This window comes from Vibrio anguillarum (assembly GCF_001989995.2).
Lineage (GTDB): Bacteria > Pseudomonadota > Gammaproteobacteria > Enterobacterales > Vibrionaceae > Vibrio > Vibrio anguillarum.
In genome coordinates this window covers 37,827-54,651 of the sequence record NZ_JAHGUP010000019.1, presented here as the reverse complement: position 1 = coordinate 54,651, position 16,825 = coordinate 37,827, and the positions used below count along the sequence as shown (strand labels likewise).

Annotated in this window: 14 protein-coding genes; 9 read left to right on the top strand and 5 right to left on the bottom strand. The window is 46.2% G+C overall.

Features of this window, described 5'->3' with window-relative positions; genetic code table 11:
* The first annotated feature begins 72 nt into the window (after positions 1–72).
* The 6 genes from dnaE to PL85_RS04945 all read left to right on the top strand — a co-directional run bounded on the left by dnaE (position 73) and on the right by PL85_RS04945 (position 7,746).
* Positions 73–3,552 carry a DNA polymerase III subunit alpha gene (dnaE, locus tag PL85_RS04970; protein ID WP_017046604.1) on the top strand — a complete coding sequence of 1,160 codons (3,480 nt, stop codon included), beginning with the start codon at positions 73–75 and terminating at the stop codon, positions 3,550–3,552.
* A gap of 47 nt (positions 3,553–3,599) precedes the next feature.
* Positions 3,600–4,559 carry an acetyl-CoA carboxylase carboxyl transferase subunit alpha gene (gene accA, locus PL85_RS04965; protein WP_013856219.1) on the top strand — a complete coding sequence of 320 codons (960 nt, stop codon included), beginning with the start codon at positions 3,600–3,602 and terminating at the stop codon, positions 4,557–4,559.
* A gap of 132 nt (positions 4,560–4,691) precedes the next feature.
* Positions 4,692–6,002 carry a tRNA lysidine(34) synthetase TilS gene (tilS, locus tag PL85_RS04960; RefSeq protein WP_115339231.1) on the top strand — a complete coding sequence of 437 codons (1,311 nt, stop codon included), beginning with the start codon at positions 4,692–4,694 and terminating at the stop codon, positions 6,000–6,002.
* Positions 6,003–6,062: 60 nt separating this feature from the next.
* Positions 6,063–6,374, top strand: a complete 312-nt coding sequence (locus tag PL85_RS04955) for a c-type cytochrome (protein ID WP_026027913.1) — start codon at positions 6,063–6,065, stop codon at positions 6,372–6,374.
* A 110-nt stretch (positions 6,375–6,484) separates the two neighbouring features.
* On the top strand, positions 6,485–6,823 hold the full coding sequence (gene glnB, locus PL85_RS04950) for a nitrogen regulatory protein P-II (protein ID WP_010320105.1): 339 nt from the start codon (positions 6,485–6,487) through the stop codon (positions 6,821–6,823).
* Between the two features lie 80 nt (positions 6,824–6,903).
* Complete coding sequence (locus tag PL85_RS04945) at positions 6,904–7,746, top strand: endonuclease/exonuclease/phosphatase family protein (RefSeq protein WP_029189875.1); 843 nt, start codon at positions 6,904–6,906, stop codon at positions 7,744–7,746.
* Between the two features lie 7 nt (positions 7,747–7,753).
* Here PL85_RS04945 and PL85_RS04940 read toward each other — a convergent pair whose 3' ends face one another.
* The 3 genes from PL85_RS04940 to gloB all read right to left on the bottom strand — a co-directional run bounded on the left by PL85_RS04940 (position 7,754) and on the right by gloB (position 10,839).
* Positions 7,754–8,440, bottom strand: coding sequence for a YIP1 family protein (locus tag PL85_RS04940; protein WP_115339230.1), 687 nt, complete (start codon positions 8,438–8,440; stop codon positions 7,754–7,756).
* Entirely contained in the window at positions 8,437–10,008 is a 1,572-nt protein-coding gene (locus PL85_RS04935) for a lytic transglycosylase (protein ID WP_115339229.1), read from the bottom strand. Before PL85_RS04935 ends, PL85_RS04940 begins: the two co-directional genes overlap by 4 nt.
* Positions 10,009–10,080: 72 nt before the next feature.
* Positions 10,081–10,839 carry a hydroxyacylglutathione hydrolase gene (gene gloB / locus PL85_RS04930; RefSeq protein WP_115339228.1) on the bottom strand — a complete coding sequence of 253 codons (759 nt, stop codon included), beginning with the start codon at positions 10,837–10,839 and terminating at the stop codon, positions 10,081–10,083.
* 36 nt (positions 10,840–10,875) lie between these two features.
* On the opposite strand from gloB, the gene PL85_RS04925 reads away from it, so the two are divergent.
* Complete coding sequence (locus PL85_RS04925) at positions 10,876–11,640, top strand: methyltransferase domain-containing protein (RefSeq protein WP_094123764.1); 765 nt, start codon at positions 10,876–10,878, stop codon at positions 11,638–11,640.
* Here PL85_RS04925 and rnhA read toward each other — a convergent pair.
* Positions 11,625–12,092: a ribonuclease HI gene (gene rnhA, locus PL85_RS04920; RefSeq protein WP_013856228.1), complete on the bottom strand. Its 468-nt coding sequence runs from the start codon at positions 12,090–12,092 to the stop codon at positions 11,625–11,627. The two genes, PL85_RS04925 and rnhA, sit on opposite strands and share 16 nt — an antisense overlap.
* Positions 12,093–12,148: 56 nt before the next feature.
* Between rnhA and dnaQ the strand changes: the two genes are divergently transcribed.
* Both dnaQ and PL85_RS04910 read left to right on the top strand, forming a co-directional pair.
* Positions 12,149–12,892 carry a DNA polymerase III subunit epsilon gene (gene dnaQ, locus PL85_RS04915; protein WP_013856229.1) on the top strand — a complete coding sequence of 248 codons (744 nt, stop codon included), beginning with the start codon at positions 12,149–12,151 and terminating at the stop codon, positions 12,890–12,892.
* An 8-nt stretch (positions 12,893–12,900) separates the two neighbouring features.
* Positions 12,901–14,151, top strand: a complete 1,251-nt coding sequence (locus PL85_RS04910) for a TIGR03503 family protein (protein ID WP_174223801.1) — start codon at positions 12,901–12,903, stop codon at positions 14,149–14,151.
* Positions 14,152–14,244: 93 nt separating this feature from the next.
* Here PL85_RS04910 and fadE read toward each other — a convergent pair whose 3' ends face one another.
* Positions 14,245–16,689 (bottom strand): acyl-CoA dehydrogenase FadE, encoded by a 2,445-nt coding sequence (fadE, locus tag PL85_RS04905; RefSeq protein ID WP_115339227.1) that lies wholly within the window; start codon positions 16,687–16,689, stop codon positions 14,245–14,247.
* Between the last annotated feature and the right edge of the window lie 136 nt (positions 16,690–16,825).

The window sequence follows — 16,825 nt, the reverse complement described above, 5'->3', positions numbered from 1 at the left end:
TCAGCCACGAGCAGATTCGCGTAGAATAACCGCCAAATCTTGTACCAAACCTAGCATCTAGGATTTTATTGCATGCCAGAACCAAAGTTTGTCCACCTTCGTGTCCACAGCGACTTTTCTATGATCGATGGCTTGTCCAAAGTGCCACCGCTTGTGAAAAAAGTGGCCGAGATGGGGATGCCTGCCGTAGCGTTGACCGACTTCACGAACTTATGTGGTTTGGTCAAATTTTATGGTACCGCTCATAACTGTGGGGTAAAGCCGATTATCGGTGCAGATTTTGTCATGCAATCCGAGGAGTTTGGTGATGAGCTCACCAAGCTGACGGTTCTAGCGAGTGATAATGTTGGTTACAAAAATCTGACCTTACTGATCTCCGATGCTTATCTACGCGGTCATGTGCAACACCTACCTGTGATTGATAAAGCGTGGCTAGTGAAATATGCCGAAGGCTTGATTGTGCTTTCGGGGGGAAAAAGTGGTGAAATAGGCAAAGCACTGCTTAAAGGTAATCAGGCGTTAGTCGATAAATGTGTCGAGTTTTATCAAACTCATTTTGTCGATCGTTTTTACCTTGAATTGACTCGCACAGGGCGAGCCGACGAAGAGAGCTATCTGCACTTTGCTCTAGAATTGGCTGAAAATAACGATCTGCCCGTCGTTGCAACCAATGAAGTGGTGTTTCTCAGCGAAGAGTTTTTTGAAGCGCATGAAATTCGAGTAGCGATTCATGATGGCTACACCATGGAAGATCCTCGTCGGCCAAAAAATTACAGCCCACAGCAATATTTGCGCACCGAAGCGGAAATGTGTGAGCTGTTTGCCGACATTCCTGAAGCGCTGCAAAACAGTGTTGAGATTGCCAAACGGTGTAATGTTACCGTCCGTTTGGGGGAATATTTCTTGCCCGCCTTTCCAACGGAAGGAATGAAAGAAACCGAATACTTGGTGATGAAATCACAAGAAGGCCTTGAAGAGCGTCTTGAATTTCTGTTCCCCGATCCTGAGGTTCGCGCACAACGTCGCCCTGAATATGATGAACGGCTGCAAATAGAGCTCGAAGTGATTAATAACATGGGGTTCCCCGGTTATTTCTTGATTGTGATGGAGTTCATCCAGTGGTCAAAAGATAACGATATTCCGGTGGGACCGGGGCGCGGATCGGGTGCGGGTTCATTGGTGGCTTATGCGCTCAAAATTACCGATTTAGATCCACTACAATATGATTTACTTTTCGAACGTTTCTTGAACCCAGAACGGGTCTCAATGCCCGATTTTGACGTCGATTTCTGTATGGATAAACGTGACCAAGTTATTGATCACGTTGCTGAAATGTATGGTCGTGATGCGGTATCACAGATCATCACCTTTGGTACTATGGCTGCCAAAGCGGTCATTCGTGACGTGGGACGCGTGCTTGGTCATCCGTTTGGATTTGTCGACCGCATTTCAAAGCTTATTCCACTAGATCCAGGAATGACACTCGAAAAGGCGTTTAAGGCTGAACCCGCGTTACCTGAGCTGTACAACAATGACGAAGACGTCAAAGAGCTGATTGATAAGTGCCGAATTCTAGAAGGTTGCACGCGTAACGCCGGTAAGCATGCGGGCGGGGTGGTGATCTCCCCAACCACCATTACCGACTTTTCGCCGATTTATGCGGATGCTGAAGGGCATTTCCCCGTCACTCAATTTGATAAGAACGATGTTGAAACCGCAGGCTTAGTCAAGTTTGACTTCTTAGGTTTACGCACCTTAACCATTATCGATTGGGCTCTAGGGCTGATTAACCCGCGCTTACAACGAGAAGGCAAAGAGCCCGTTCGTATTGAAGCTATCCCGTTAGAAGACCCAGTTTCATTTCGTGTATTGCAAAATTCTGAAACCACGGCGGTATTCCAGTTAGAATCGCGCGGCATGAAAGATCTGATCAAACGTCTCCAGCCAGACTGCTTCGAAGATATCATTGCACTAGTGGCCCTGTTTCGCCCTGGGCCTTTGCAATCTGGGATGGTGGATAACTTTATCGACCGTAAACATGGCCGAGAGGCGATCTCCTACCCAGATGAAAAATGGCAACATGAGTCATTAAAAGAAATTCTAGACCCAACCTACGGCATCATCTTGTACCAAGAGCAAGTGATGCAGATCGCCCAAGTCCTAGCCGGATACACATTAGGCGGCGCGGATATGCTGCGCCGTGCGATGGGTAAGAAAAAGCCAGAAGAGATGGCCAAGCAGCGGGCGATTTTTGAAGAAGGTTCGATAAAAAACGGCGTGGATGGCGAATTGTCGATGAAAATCTTCGACTTAGTAGAAAAATTCGCCGGTTACGGGTTTAATAAATCGCACTCTGCGGCTTATGCTCTGGTTTCTTATCAAACCTTATGGTTAAAAACCCACTACCCAGCCGAATTTATGGCGGCCGTAATGACGGCCGACATGGACAACACCGAAAAGGTGGTTGGCTTAGTGGATGAATGTTTGCGTATGAATCTTAAAGTGTTACCACCGGATATTAACGCCGGCTTGTACCGCTTTAACGTCGATGAAAATGGCGCAATTGTCTATGGTATTGGCGCGATCAAAGGTGTGGGTGAAGGACCGATTGAAGCGATTTTAGAAGCGCGCACAGCAGGCGGCTATTTTAAAGATTTGTTTGATTTTTGCGCCAGAATTGATCTGAAAAAAGTCAATAAGCGTGTGATTGAAAAGCTTATTTATGCGGGTGCTTTGGATCGTTTAGGCCCACACCGTGCTGCAATGATGGCCTCATTAAATGATGCTGTGAAAGCGGCCAGCCAATTCCACCAAGCTGAAGCCTTTGGTCAGGTTGATATGTTTGGTGTATTGACTGATGCGCCAGAAGAAGTAGAACATAAATATACGCAAGTCCCCGAGTGGCCTGAGAAAGTTTGGCTTGAAGGTGAGCGCGATACATTGGGCCTTTATTTGACCGGGCATCCAATAAACGCACATATTAAGGAACTTGCGAAGTACACCAGTTGTCGACTAAAAGATGCCACGCCAACGCGACGCGATCAATCCGTCACTTTAGCGGGGTTAGTGATTGCGGCTAAAGTCATGACCACCAAGCGTGGCACGCGGATTGGCATCATGACGTTAGATGATCGTTCAGGACGTATGGAAGTGATGTTATTCTCTGATGCGTTAGAGCGGTATGCAGAGCTGTTAGAAAAAGATAGAATTTTAGTGATTTCTGGACAGGTCAGCTTTGATGACTTCAATGGTGGCCTTAAAATGTCGGCGCGCGAAGTCATGGACTTGGGCAGTGCGCGTGAAAAATATGCCCGTGGCTTGTCGATATCGATTGAACAATCACAGATAGACAGCCAGTTTTTTGAGCGCTTTAGTCAGATCTTAGAGCCTCACCGAGCAGGGACTATACCTGTCAATGTATACTACCAACGCGCAGAGGCGAGAGTGCGACTCACTCTTGGTACGCAGTGGCGTGTAACCCCAAGTGATACATTGTTAGACGAATTGAAACAGCTACTTGGCAAAGATCAGGTAGAACTCGAATTTAACTAAAATTTGGCGTCAAATATGTTGAACGCTGAGTATAAAAGGATCGGTAGATGAGCCTAAATTTTCTAGAATTTGAAAAACCAATTGCTGAACTTGAGGCTAAAATTCAGGCGCTACGCGACGTGTCTCGCCATGGTGGTGATAAGTCCGTTGATCTCGACAAAGAGATCGAACAGCTAGAAAAGAAAAGCTTAGAGCTTAAGAAGAAAATCTTTGGTGATTTAGGGGCATGGCAAGTAGCTCAATTGGCACGCCATCCACAACGCCCTTACACGCTTGATTACATCAACCATGTCTTCACTGAGTTTGACGAGTTGGCTGGTGATCGCGCTTTTGCTGATGACAAAGCGATTGTCGGCGGCATTGCTCGTTTAGAAGGACGTCCGGTGATGGTGATTGGTCACCAAAAAGGACGTGAAACGAGAGAAAAAGTAAGACGTAACTTCGGAATGCCAAAACCAGAAGGTTATCGTAAAGCACTGCGTTTAATGAAAATGGCTGAACGTTTTGGTATGCCTATTATTACTTTCATCGATACCGCAGGTGCCTATCCTGGTGTTGGCGCTGAAGAACGTGGTCAATCTGAAGCGATTGCTACAAACCTAAAAGTGATGTCAGGCTTGAAAGTGCCAGTAATTTGTAATGTTGTTGGTGAAGGTGGCTCTGGTGGTGCTTTGGCGATTGGCGTGGGTGACTACGTGAACATGCTGCAATATTCCACTTACGCGGTAATTTCGCCAGAAGGGTGTGCTTCAATCTTGTGGCGAGATTCAGATAAAGCGCCGCAAGCGGCTGAAGCGATGGGCTTAGTCGCTCCTCGCTTAAAAGAGCTTGAGCTGATTGATGAAATTATCGAAGAACCATTAGGTGGCGCGCATCGCGATCCAATACAAATGGCCGCCAACATGAAAGCAACACTGCTAAAACAGCTTGCTGATTTAGAGCCGCTGAATGAAGAAGCATTATTGGCTCGTCGTTATCAACGTTTGATGAACTACGGCTACTGCTAAACAGCAGAGCGAACAATAAATAAAAAGGGTTGGATTCTGTCCAGCCCTTTTTTATCAGCCCGATTTCAGGGCTGGTTTGCTTGGCGCGTTTCAAGGTAAACTGGCATCAATTTCTCTTAGCACTGAAAACCCATGTCTGAACTTTATTCGCTATTTTCACACGTTATCAATCGTCATCGCTTAGCAAGCAGCCAATTGATCTTGGGTTTTAGTGGTGGCATGGACTCGCGGGTGATGCTTGAACTATTGGCGCAATATCGTGACGAAACCTCCTGTGAGTGCTGCGCTGTTTATGTTCATCATGGATTAAGTCAACATGCAGATGCGTGGGCCAAACAGTGCCAGCGCTGGGCCCAACACGCCGCGATCCCTTTTTTTATTGAACGGGTGCAACTCGATACCGCTAGCGGTGAAAGTGTGGAGTCATTGGCGCGTACGGCGCGTTACCAAGTTTTAGCGAAATACATTAACACTGACGATTTGTTACTAACTGGACAGCATAGCGATGATCAGATCGAGACATTTTTGCTCGCGTTAAAGCGTGGTAGTGGACCCAAAGGACTCTCTTCGATGGCACAAGCGATGCCATTTGGCGCGGGGAAAATCGTCCGTCCTTTGCTTGCGGCGACTCGCGTACAGATCGAAAGCTTTGCCGTAACCCAGAATTTGGATTGGGTCGAGGACGAAAGCAACCAAGATACCCGTTTTGATCGTAATTTTATCCGCCATCACATCACGCCAGTTCTTACGCAGCGCTGGCCGCATATTCACCAAGCGGTTGCTCGTAGTGCGACATTGTGTGCTCAGCAGCAGGTGTTGCTTGAAGAGCTGCTACAAGAGGCAATGCAAGAGGCAAAAATGCCTGATGGTAGTTTATCAATTACCGCGCTTTCTCATCGCAGCGAATTAGCACGCTATCAATTGCTAAGAATGTGGCTTGCTCAATTGGGGGAGCCAATGCCGACTCAAGAACATTTAGCGATGATTTGGCAACAAGTGGCGTCTGCGCGTATTGGTGCGAATCCTCGGCTTAAACTAGGGCAAAGTGAGATCCGCCGCTTTGACCAAAAGCTATATTGCATCCAAACTTATCAAGACATTTCAGATTGGCAGGCGATGATCGTGCCCGATCAATCATTAACCTTGCCTGATGGACTAGGTAATCTGAGGTTATCGTCTCATGGTGGTAGCAAGGGAATAGCCTTGCCTGATGATTGCCATCAATTAAGCGTTACGTTTAATCCTGAAGGGCTTGCAGCATGCCCCGTCGGACGAGTGGGAAGTCGAAAGCTAAAAAAATTGTTCCAAGAGTATGGCGTGCCGAGTTGGCTACGACGAAGAACGCCAATATTGATGCATCGGAATCAAGTGGTTGCGATTGCAAATTTATTTGTTGATCGTGACTTCAGTGGGCAAGATTGTGAACTCATCTGGGACAAATGAACGCTTTTCATGCAAAATTCGTATAAAACATACAATGAATATGGACATAAAGGTGGAGCAATGAAAAAAGTCGCGATTGGAATAGTTATGGGTTTTACGTTGTTAGCGGGAAGCGCGTTTGCTGGAGACCCAGCCGCAGGGCAAGCCAAAGCAGCTATCTGCGCGGCGTGTCACGGCGCAGACGGGATTGCCCTTATTCCGGGATATCCAAATCTAAAAGGGCAAAATGAGCAATACCTTATCTCATCAGTTAAAGCCTACAAGAATAAAGAGCGTAATGGTGGTTTAGCCGTCGTAATGCAAGCGCAAGCGGCAATGCTCAGTGATGCCGATATTGAAAACTTAGCGGCCTATTTCGCAAGTCTTAAGTAAATGACAGTGAACGGGTTTCAATCAGCCCAAGCGTTGCTTGGGCTTTTTATTGATTGTTTTTTTTTGCTAGCAGATAATGCCACCAATTGACGAAAGTGTAAGGGATGAACATGAAAAAAATCGAAGCCATTATTAAGCCATTTAAACTTGATGACGTCCGCGAAGCGTTAGCTGAAGTCGGGATCACGGGTATGACAGTTTCTGAAGTAAAAGGATTTGGTCGTCAGAAAGGGCATACTGAATTGTACCGTGGCGCTGAGTACATGGTGGATTTCTTACCTAAAGTGAAGCTTGAAATTGTGGTGACTGACGATGTCGCTGATCGCTGCGTTGACACCATTATTGAGACGGCGCAAACGGGAAAAATTGGTGATGGTAAAATTTTCATTACCAATATTGAACGAGTGGTACGAATTCGTACCGGTGAAGAAGACGAAGACGCTATTTAGCCGTACACCGAGAAGAAGGGAGCCAATGGCTCCTTTTTTGTCTCTTTATTAATGCATCCCTACCAATTTTGTTGAACGTTATGAAAAGAAAATATCTGCTTGTTTTGCCGCTGTTGCTGATTACCGCGGCTGTGGTTAGTTTTTTCTCTATTTTTACTATTCCTTCAACGCCGCAATTGTTGACTATTGATGGGAAAAACGCTTCATCTCCACTGATTTGTTACGATAATCCAAACGCTCGCGCAATTGATGTGCGTGGTCAGCTTAATGTGCTGGTTTGGAATATCTATAAACAAAATAGAGCAACATGGCAAAGTGAGCTGGATAAATTCAGCCAAGATGCCCAATTGGTGTTGCTACAAGAAGCGAGCATGACCTTGTCATTGAAAGAGTGGATCAGCCAAAAGCAGTGGGGGGGGACGCAAGCGGATGCTTTTCGTATTTTTGGTGAATCAGCCGGAGTGTTAAATCTTGGCAAGCAGATGCCAGTATTAGCGTGTGCTTACACCGAATTAGAGCCTTGGTTGCGCTTACCCAAATCGGCGATTTACGCCCTGTATCGTTTAAGTGATGGTCAGACTCTGGCGGTTGTAAACCTGCATGCAGTGAACTTTACCTATGGAACGCAAGAGTATACCAATCAGCTGGAAGCGCTACTCGTTCAATTAAAAACACATCAAGGGCCAGTGATTGTCGGTGGCGATTTTAATAGCTGGAGTCAAGCAAGAATGGACACATTAACCGCTGCATTAAATCGTGTGGGTTTGAAGGAAGTGTTGTTCGAACCCGATCATCGTGTTCAGTTTGTGACGGGCTTGGTGCTTGATCATCTTTTTTATCGTGGTTTAACACTGCTCAATGCAAAAGCGCCCGTAACGGACGCTTCTGATCATAACCCACTATTGGCGAGTTTTAGTTTATAACCACTTTCTAGCTGATGGCGATGTACAGCGCCCAAATCAGGTAATAGCCAATCCAAGGCAGCGCCGAAATCACCAGAGCTTGGCCGCGTTCAAGCTCTGTCCATGCACCCACCGCCGCGTAGCCAAGTACGATGTACCAAGGCAAAAGCAGTGGGAAGGAGCTGGCAAATTGAGACCAATCATTAGTCAGTGGCAACTTAATTAGGCCATTTAAACTGTTAAGGTCAGCAGCGTAAGTCATCACGTGGCCATGTTTGAGTAATAAGCTCGCGTAACTGGCGAGATCGCCCAACACGGCTGGGAAAGTGATGACAGTACTTGCGGCAAACCAACGCCAGAAACCGTGCTGATGTTGGCTCTGCTTGGTCGCCAAATTGAACCATAATGCCAACATGAAAATCGTTAGCGTGCGGCCTACCACATCACTGATAATTTCGCTTGCCATCAAGGTGTTGGCATCTAACATTTCAAGCTGAGCGGGGTTGATCATAGCCAACTGCGCCGAGAGCCCCGCTTTTAACCATTCAAGGTTAACTACGTCAAAATAAGCCCCCCAAAATAGAAAGGGACTCAGGATTAAAAAGAGATAAGGTTGCCAACCCCACATGCCGCGTTGATAAAGGGCTAAAAAACAAGACGTGGGGGAACGGAAAATATCCACCAACATGATTAACGGGTTACTGGAAGGATTCATACACTGACCTTAGTGACATCGACGTAGAGCTTGAGTTTTTGGCCCGGCTTTAAGTACTTTTGGTTTGCAAGCTCGTTCCATTTTACAATGTCGAGGCTTTTGACTTTAAACTTATTAGCGATGGCGCTGAGTGTATCGCCGCTACGCACTTGATAAAAGACGGTGCGAATGATGGCACCCTCACTGCTATTTTTCCAAATGACCAGTGTTTGGCCAATCTTCAACGTGTCTCTTGGCCCCATACCGTTCCATTTTGCTAAGGACTGATGGGAAACATTGTGCTGTTTGGCAATGCTCCATAAGCTATCACCTCTGGCTACCGTATGAGACAGCTTGTACTGACCACGGGCCATCGCTTGCGTTTTTGCTAAGCGGTTACTGGCACTGAGTGCGTATGTTTTTTCGTCTTTTACGGATGTTGGGATCATTAAATACTGCCCAACGCGAATGACGTTGCCATTGAGATTGTTGGCCGTCTGAATCACTTTGCTGGTGGTATTGTGCTGTTGAGCAATCACACTCAAGCTATCGCCGGATTTTACCTTGTAGCGTACTAACTTCATCCCTTTACCGCGATTCTCTTCAACTTTCTGAGCAAAGCGTTCCACTTTATCTACTGGGATAAGCAGTTGATGAGGTCCCGTCGGCGAGGTCGCCCATTGATTGTAAGCTGGGTTGTAACTTTGCAACTCTTTCACGCTCATTCCGGCGTAATTGGCGGCAATGGCAAGATCAAGCTGTTCCTGAGGGTCGACTAACGTTAACACTGGTTTGTTAGCGATCGCTGGGATTTCAATGCCATATTTTTCTTGATTGGCAACAATATCGGCCAGTGCGAGTAATTTAGGGACGTAGCCTGTGGTTTCATCGGGTAAGTCGAGTGAGAAAAAGTCGGTTGGTTTACCAGCCTTGTGATTTTTACGAATCGCGCTAGAGATCCGCCCACCACCGCTGTTATAGGCGGCAATCGCATGGCTCCAATCACCATCAAAACGCTTATTTAATGCAGTGAGATAATCCAAAGCCGCATCGGTGGCGGCGTCTACATCTCGTCTTCCGTCATACCAAAAATTTTGCTCTAGGCCATACATCTCTCCCGTACTCGGCACAAATTGCCACAGCCCCGCAGCGCTACCGTGTGAGTAGGCAAAGGCATCAAACGAGCTTTCAACAATGGGTAAGAGTGCTAACTCAAGTGGTAAGCCGCGCTGCTCAATTTTCTCAGTGATAAGGTAAAGAAATGGCTTTGCTCGCTCGGCAACAGTTTGTAGGTGATTAGGGTGTTTAAGATACCAAGTTCGATAATAATTCACTGATTTATGATCTGGGATATCCATCGACAACTGCATTGCGATGCGCTGCCATACGTCCGTTTGCTCTTGTGGCGTGATCACTTTCGGCGTTGTGTTTTTTGCAGATGACGACTTTTGTTTAGCCATCTCTTTTTGTGTCTGAATCTGAGGGCTATTTGCCTCTTTGGCATTTGGCGCTGTTGTTTGGTCTGTTGGCTGAGTGATTTGGCACCCCGCTAACAAGAGCACCATCACCCAGCTAAATTGAAATCGCATCTATCTCAGCCCTTTGACTTAATGGCTGCTGATAATACTTGGCACTTTATTGCTATGACAAGCAGCAAATCGTCAAAATTCGTTCTTCCACTCACGTAACGCGGTAAAAATTGATAGAGGATCGGCTTGTTGAGTACGATTCGCGACGGATTTCATCACACTCTCTTGCTGGGTCCGCAAAAATGGATTGATCCATTTTTCTTGGCGGATCGTGGTCGGTAATGTCGATTTCTGCTGGGCTCGGAGCCGGTTGACGGTATCTCGATACTGTTGAAGTTGGTCATTATCGGGCTCAACGGCTAAAGCAAATGCGACGTTACTTGCGGTATATTCGTGCGCGCAATAGACCTCAGTCTCTTCTGGCAATGCGGCAAGTTTACACAGTGACGTAAACATTTGCTCCATTGTGCCCTCAAAAACACGGCCACACCCTGCGGAGAACAGTACATCGCCACAAAACAGTTTATTGTCACCGACATAGCCAATGTGACCTTTTGTGTGTCCTGCGAGATCAAGAACCATAAAGATTTCATCGAATAGTTCTAGCTGATCGCCAGCTTCAACCGCGTGCGTTAAGGTAGGAATAGGTTCATGAGCGGGACCAACAACGTTAATGCTGGGAAACTGGCGAACCAGTTCTGCAACACCACCAATGTGATCATGGTGATGGTGGGTAATTAATATTGCTTCGAGCGTTAATTGATGCTTCGAGAGGTACTCAAGCACTGGTGCTGCATCACCGGGATCGACCACAGCACAACGCTGATCGCTATTTTGGATCAGCCAGATGTAATTATCATTAAATGCGGGTATGCTTTTGATCTGTAACATGAGTATCTCCAATCACCGAGGTGAAATAGGTTATCGATGAAGCCAGCGCGTAGCGAAAAAAAATTAGATAAGCCTCATTCTTGGTCCCAACTTAAAAATGGCCAGTGGGTTAGTGATTCTATTCAGACTCGGCTTGATGAATGGTGCTCTAAATTATTTGGCTATCATATGCTTAAGCTCGGTGGTTTGAGTTGTGAGCTTGCCAGTTGCAACTGCAATATTCAACACCAAGTTCATCTTGATATTGAAAACCCACTCCATACGGTGATTGCCGATAGCTACGAACTGCCTTTTCTCGAAAAGAGTTTTGATGTGGCTATTTTAGCGCACCAACTGGATTATTGTGGCGATCCGCACCGTATCTTACGCGAAGTTGATCGCGTGATGATGGATGATGGCTACATCATTATTACGGGGTTTAATCCAATCAGTTTTACGGGGATCGCAAGTTTGATGCCTTGGCGAAAACATAACTTACCTTGGAGCGGTCGTATGTTTACCGCTAACCGAATTAAGGACTGGCTGAGTGTCTTGAACTATCAAGTGATTGACTGTGACCAATATGCCCTTTTTCCGATGCAAAAATATCAACCCATGTGGGCGTGGTTGGAAAATGGTATTGGCGACTGGGCCGCTCCATTTGGTAGCCTGTATTTCATCGTAGCGCGCAAACGTACTTATCCCTTGAAACCGATTAAACCTCATTGGCGTTTTAAACGGCGTCTTTCGCCAGTTAGCCTGAACTACCGTTTATCAACTCAGAACCAAGATAAGGCCTGTTACCCTTATTCGGATGCTTGATACCCAATATCGTCTTCGGTTGGATTTTCTGCTGCATTGCGTGCTAATTCATCGCACATTTCATTTTCACGATGACCCGCATGGCCTTTCACCCAGCGCCAGTCAATAGTATGGCGGGCGCTTTCTTTATCGAGTGCTTGCCATAAATCGGCATTCTTCACTGGTTTTTTATCCGATGTTTTCCAACCGCGTTTTTTCCAGTTGTGGATCCACTGAGTAATACCTTGACGAACGTATTGGCTGTCTGTGGTGAGAATAACATTACATGGCTCTTTCAGTGTTTGCAGTGCAACCACTGCCGCTAACATTTCCATTCGGTTGTTAGTGGTGAGTCGGTAGCCTTTGGCTAACGTTTTTTCGGTTTCTTTGTAACGAAGGACAACCCCATAACCACCCGGGCCAGGATTACCTAAGCAAGATCCATCAGTGAAAATTTCCACCTGTTTTGTCATGATTTGATACTATTAGGTTACGCACATTATTGGCATAGTCTGACATACATATCCTTATGAATACTAGCAGCAATTCCCAATCCCAACGTATCGTCGTTCTCGATACGGAAACCACGGGTATGAACCGTGAAGGCGGCCCTCACTATGAAGGACACCGCATTGTTGAAATCGGTGCCGTTGAAATTATCAACCGCAAGCTGACAGGCCGCCACTTCCATGTCTACCTGAAACCCGATCGTGAGATTCAGTTAGAAGCGATCGAGATCCACGGTATTACCGATGAGTTTTTGATGGACAAACCGCAATATCGCGATGTGCATCAAGAGTTTTTAGATTTCATCAAGGGAGCTGAGCTGGTGGCACACAACGCTCCCTTCGACGTCGGTTTTATGGATTACGAGTTTCGCAAGCTCGACGCTAAAATCGGTAAGACGGAGCAGTATTGCAAAGTGACCGATACGCTTGCTATGGCAAAGCGTATTTTCCCCGGCAAACGCAACAATTTGGATATACTTTGTGATCGTTATGGTATCGATAACTCACATCGTACCTTGCACGGTGCATTGCTCGATGCGGAGATATTAGCGGACGTTTATCTGCTGATGACTGGCGGGCAAACCTCGTTACAGTTCAGTGCCGGAACGCGCAGTGATGGCAGTGTGGGAGGAGAGTCAATAAAACGAGCTGTCGCAGGTCGGAAAAAGCTAAAGGTTTTGCAGGCTTGTGCCGATGAATTACAAGCACACCAAGAAAGATTGGATCTAGTCGAAAAGAGCGGAAGTTGCCTTTGGCGTCAGTAGGAGAAAATATGTTGAGGATAATGGTGGCTATTGCTGCGCTGATGTGGAGTATTGGCGTTTTTGCGGCAAATCCATCCTCGATGTCGCTACTCGATAATCGTTTTCGAGTGGATCCAACCATTTCACAAATTACTTTTGTCGTGTATCGCGAAAAGTCATCTCAGCCAGTGGTGCTTGTGCGGCCAGATGGTAAGAAATATTACGCGTGGCGGTACGATGAGAATATGCGTTGGTATCAAGAACCCACAATGGATATCATTTCAATTGATAAGCCAATGCCTGGGCCTTGGCAGGCCATAGGCAAGGTTTCCTCACAAAATAGCATCAAGCTTATTTCTCATCTGCAACTTGATACTGATCTGTTTCCTACGCGCTTATACCTTGGTGAAGTGATAAAATTTACCGCGCGATTAACCTCCGACGGTAAGCCTTTATTGTTGAGAGACTTTCTCGATAGAGTCAACTTAAAAGTGACTTTTACTAAGTTCGTTGAAAATGAAGAAGAACTGATCAAAGAGGCGCGTCCATTACCTGAGGTTATTGGTGAATTTGCTGATGATGGACGTGGTTTAGATGAACGTCCTGGTGATGGTGTATTTACGGTTGCGTTACCTATCACTCCAGTGCCGGGTAAATACCGTGTTAGGATCACTTCTGGTAACGGCGTGTTTTTACGCGCTCAAGAGCAAGAAGTGTTAGTTTACCCTACGCCAGTGTCGACTACCTTTATCCAGTCCCGAGTAGATGGCGCGCCGCACCAAATTGTGTTTGCAGGTGAGTTAGGCATGGTTGAACCCGGATCGATAGCGGCGCATGTTGAGCATGCCAATATTTATGATGATATTTTTGCTACTGAAGGACTATCCGGAAAAGAGTCACTCAAGCTTAATTTGGAAATTCCATACAAAGGGGATAACGGTAACTATCGTTGGTCTGGAAGGTTATATGCGACAGAGCTCGCTAGCCAGCGCCCACTTTATTTCCCACTTTCAGAGCGTACTTACAGCGTGGTGGATGATGTTAACATTGAGGAGACTCGCCGTTTGCAGATGGAAGAAGAGATTAAGCAGCGTAGGCTTGAACAGGAGCAACTGATTATTCAGATGAGAGAAGAGGCAACGAGTCGCAGTATTATGTTCATCGTGATTGGTAATATTGTTGCAATATTCATAGGTCTTCTAGCGTGGTTTGTGATGCGTAAGATTAAAGCGAAAAAGGCGTTGCAACCCGAATTACAGTTGAATATGCCGAAGAAATAACAAGGGATGTTGCCGAGTTGGTAACCTCTTGATTCTGTATTCTAGTCATAGAAAAGGGCGCTTAAAGCGCCCTTTGACATTCAATAGATTGACTTACGCAACATCATTTATTGCCGGATATTGAGGCTTTGCGGCCAGTTCCTGTGGCGCAAAATCATCGACATTAATGGTATACAAACGATGAGCCTCAGCTTCCGTTAATAGCTGTGCTTCTTGTTCGGTTAGAATTTTTTGTTGTAAGCCAATGGCGGCCACTTCATCTAAACGCAAAAATGGACGGCGTTGATTGGTGACGCTGCACACTTTATCGAACAAAGGCTCTGCACGTAAAATGATGTCCAGTGCTTGTTCAATCTTACCCGCCGCATTATGCGCCGTTGGGGCGAGATATTGGTTGCGACCGATGCGTGAACGAGTTTCACTCGGTGTTTGTAGGATCTGCGCAACTTGGCTATCTAATTTATCGCTAGGTGCTTTGCGTACTCGACCAATCGGCATCAACAATATACGAAGTACCTTACCAATCGCTTTATTCGGGAAGTTGGCTAAGAATTCATCAATGGCGACTTCCGTCTGCTTCAAACTGTCTTGCAGACCCCAATGAACCAAAGGAAGATCCTCCACGGGACGACCATCATTTTCAAAACGCTTAAGTGTGGCAGAACTGAGGTAGAGTTGGCTCAAAATATCGCCAAGGCGTGCTGACAAACGCTCTTTACGTTTGAGAGAGCCTCCCAATACAGCCATCGAAATATCAGAAAGCAGTGCTAAGTTAGCGCTGTAACGGTTTAGTTGTTGATAGTAGCGTTTGGTTGCATCATTAGTCGGTGCAGATGAACCCAAACCATCGGTAACACCAAACCAAATACTGCGCACAAGATTACTCATGGTGAAGCTGACGTGACCTGCAAGAGCGGCGTCAAATTTCTCAACGGCATCAGAGTCTTGTGAATAAGCGGCGTTCATTTCTTCTAAAACATAAGGGTGACAACGGATAGCGCCTTGACCAAAGATGATCATTGAGCGAGTCAGAATATTGGCCCCTTCTACGGTTACGGCAATCGGTGCACCTTGGTAGCTGCGAGCTAAAAAGTTAGCAGGGCCAATACAAATGCCTTTCCCGCCCACGATATCCATTGCATCAATAATGCTGCGTTGACCACGGTGGGTACAGTGGTATTTGACTATAGCGGAAATGACCGAGGGTTTTTCGCCCAGATCAATACCAGCTACGGTTAAATTGCTCGCCGCATCCATCACATAAGCGTTACCACCTAAACGTGCTAATGGCTCTTCGACACCTTCCATATGGCCAATTGGTTGCTTAAATTGACGACGAATCCGAGCGTAAGCTCCTGTTGCTAGCGCCGCAGTTTTAATTCCGCCCGTCGAGTTAGAAGGTAACGTAATGCCACGTCCAACCGATAAACACTCTACAAGCATACGCCAGCCTTGTCCTGCCATGCTTGGTCCGCCAATAATGAAATCAAGCGGCACAAATAAGTCGTTAGCACGTGTCGGACCATTTTGGAATGGAACGTTCAATGGCATGTGGCGATTGCCAATTTCAACTCCTTTTAAGTGGGTTGGGATGAGCGCACAAGTGATGCCAAGATCTGTTTTATCCCCAAGTAAGCCGTCAGGATCGCGCAGTTTGAATGCTAGGCCTAATACGGTTGCAACCGGGGCGAGCGTGATGTAGCGCTTGTTCCACGTTAGGCGCATCCCTAACACTTCTTTTCCTTCCCATTTCCCTTTACATACCACGCCAAAATCAGGAATTGAACCTGCATCGGAACCTGCTTCTGGGCTGGTTAATGCAAAGCAGGGAATCTCTTTTCCTTCCGCTAAACGTGGCAGGTAATGGTTTTTCTGATCTTCAGTACCATAATGTTGTAAAAGTTCGCCCGGGCCTAAAGAGTTCGGTACACCAACGGTGGATGAAAGCACTCCAGATACACCCGTTAGCTTTTGTAGCACAATGGATTGTGCATAAGCTGAAAATTCCAAGCCGCCGTATTGTTTTTTAATGATCATGGCGAAGAATTTATGATCTTTTAAATATTGCCAAACCTCAGGAGGTAAGTCGGCTAATTCATGCGTAACTTGATAATCGCTAACCATTGCACACACTTCGTTGACTGGTCCATCAATAAAGGCTTGCTCTTGTGCACTTAATGTCGGCGCTGCAATTTTGTGTAGTTTGTTCCAGTTCGGTTTGCCTTTAAACAGTTCAGCTTCCCACCAAACGGTTCCTGCATCTAATGCCTCTTTTTCGGTTTGTGACATTGCAGGCAGCACTTTTTTGAACAGTGTTAATGCTTTTTCGCTAATCACGCTTTGACGGATAGAGGGAACGGCTAATAAAGCGATAGCCGCTAAATATAGCAACCATCCAATCACCCTGGTGTAATCCAGCAGGGTAAGAACCACCATGGTTACCGTTAGTGCAACTAATGCGCTAAAAAGTGACATTCGGTGGTAGAGGCACACACCGAACACGGTGAGAAAACTAAGTATAGAGAGCAAGATGTCCATAATTTCATTCCTTTGAGACTGTATTCACGCCATTGCGGCTGATTTTTGTCAGTGCATTGGGAAGTGTTGTTAGTCGTCTCGTTTGTGTAAGTGGTCTAACCAGTGCTAAGTGTAATCAAATTATTAACGAAATGTA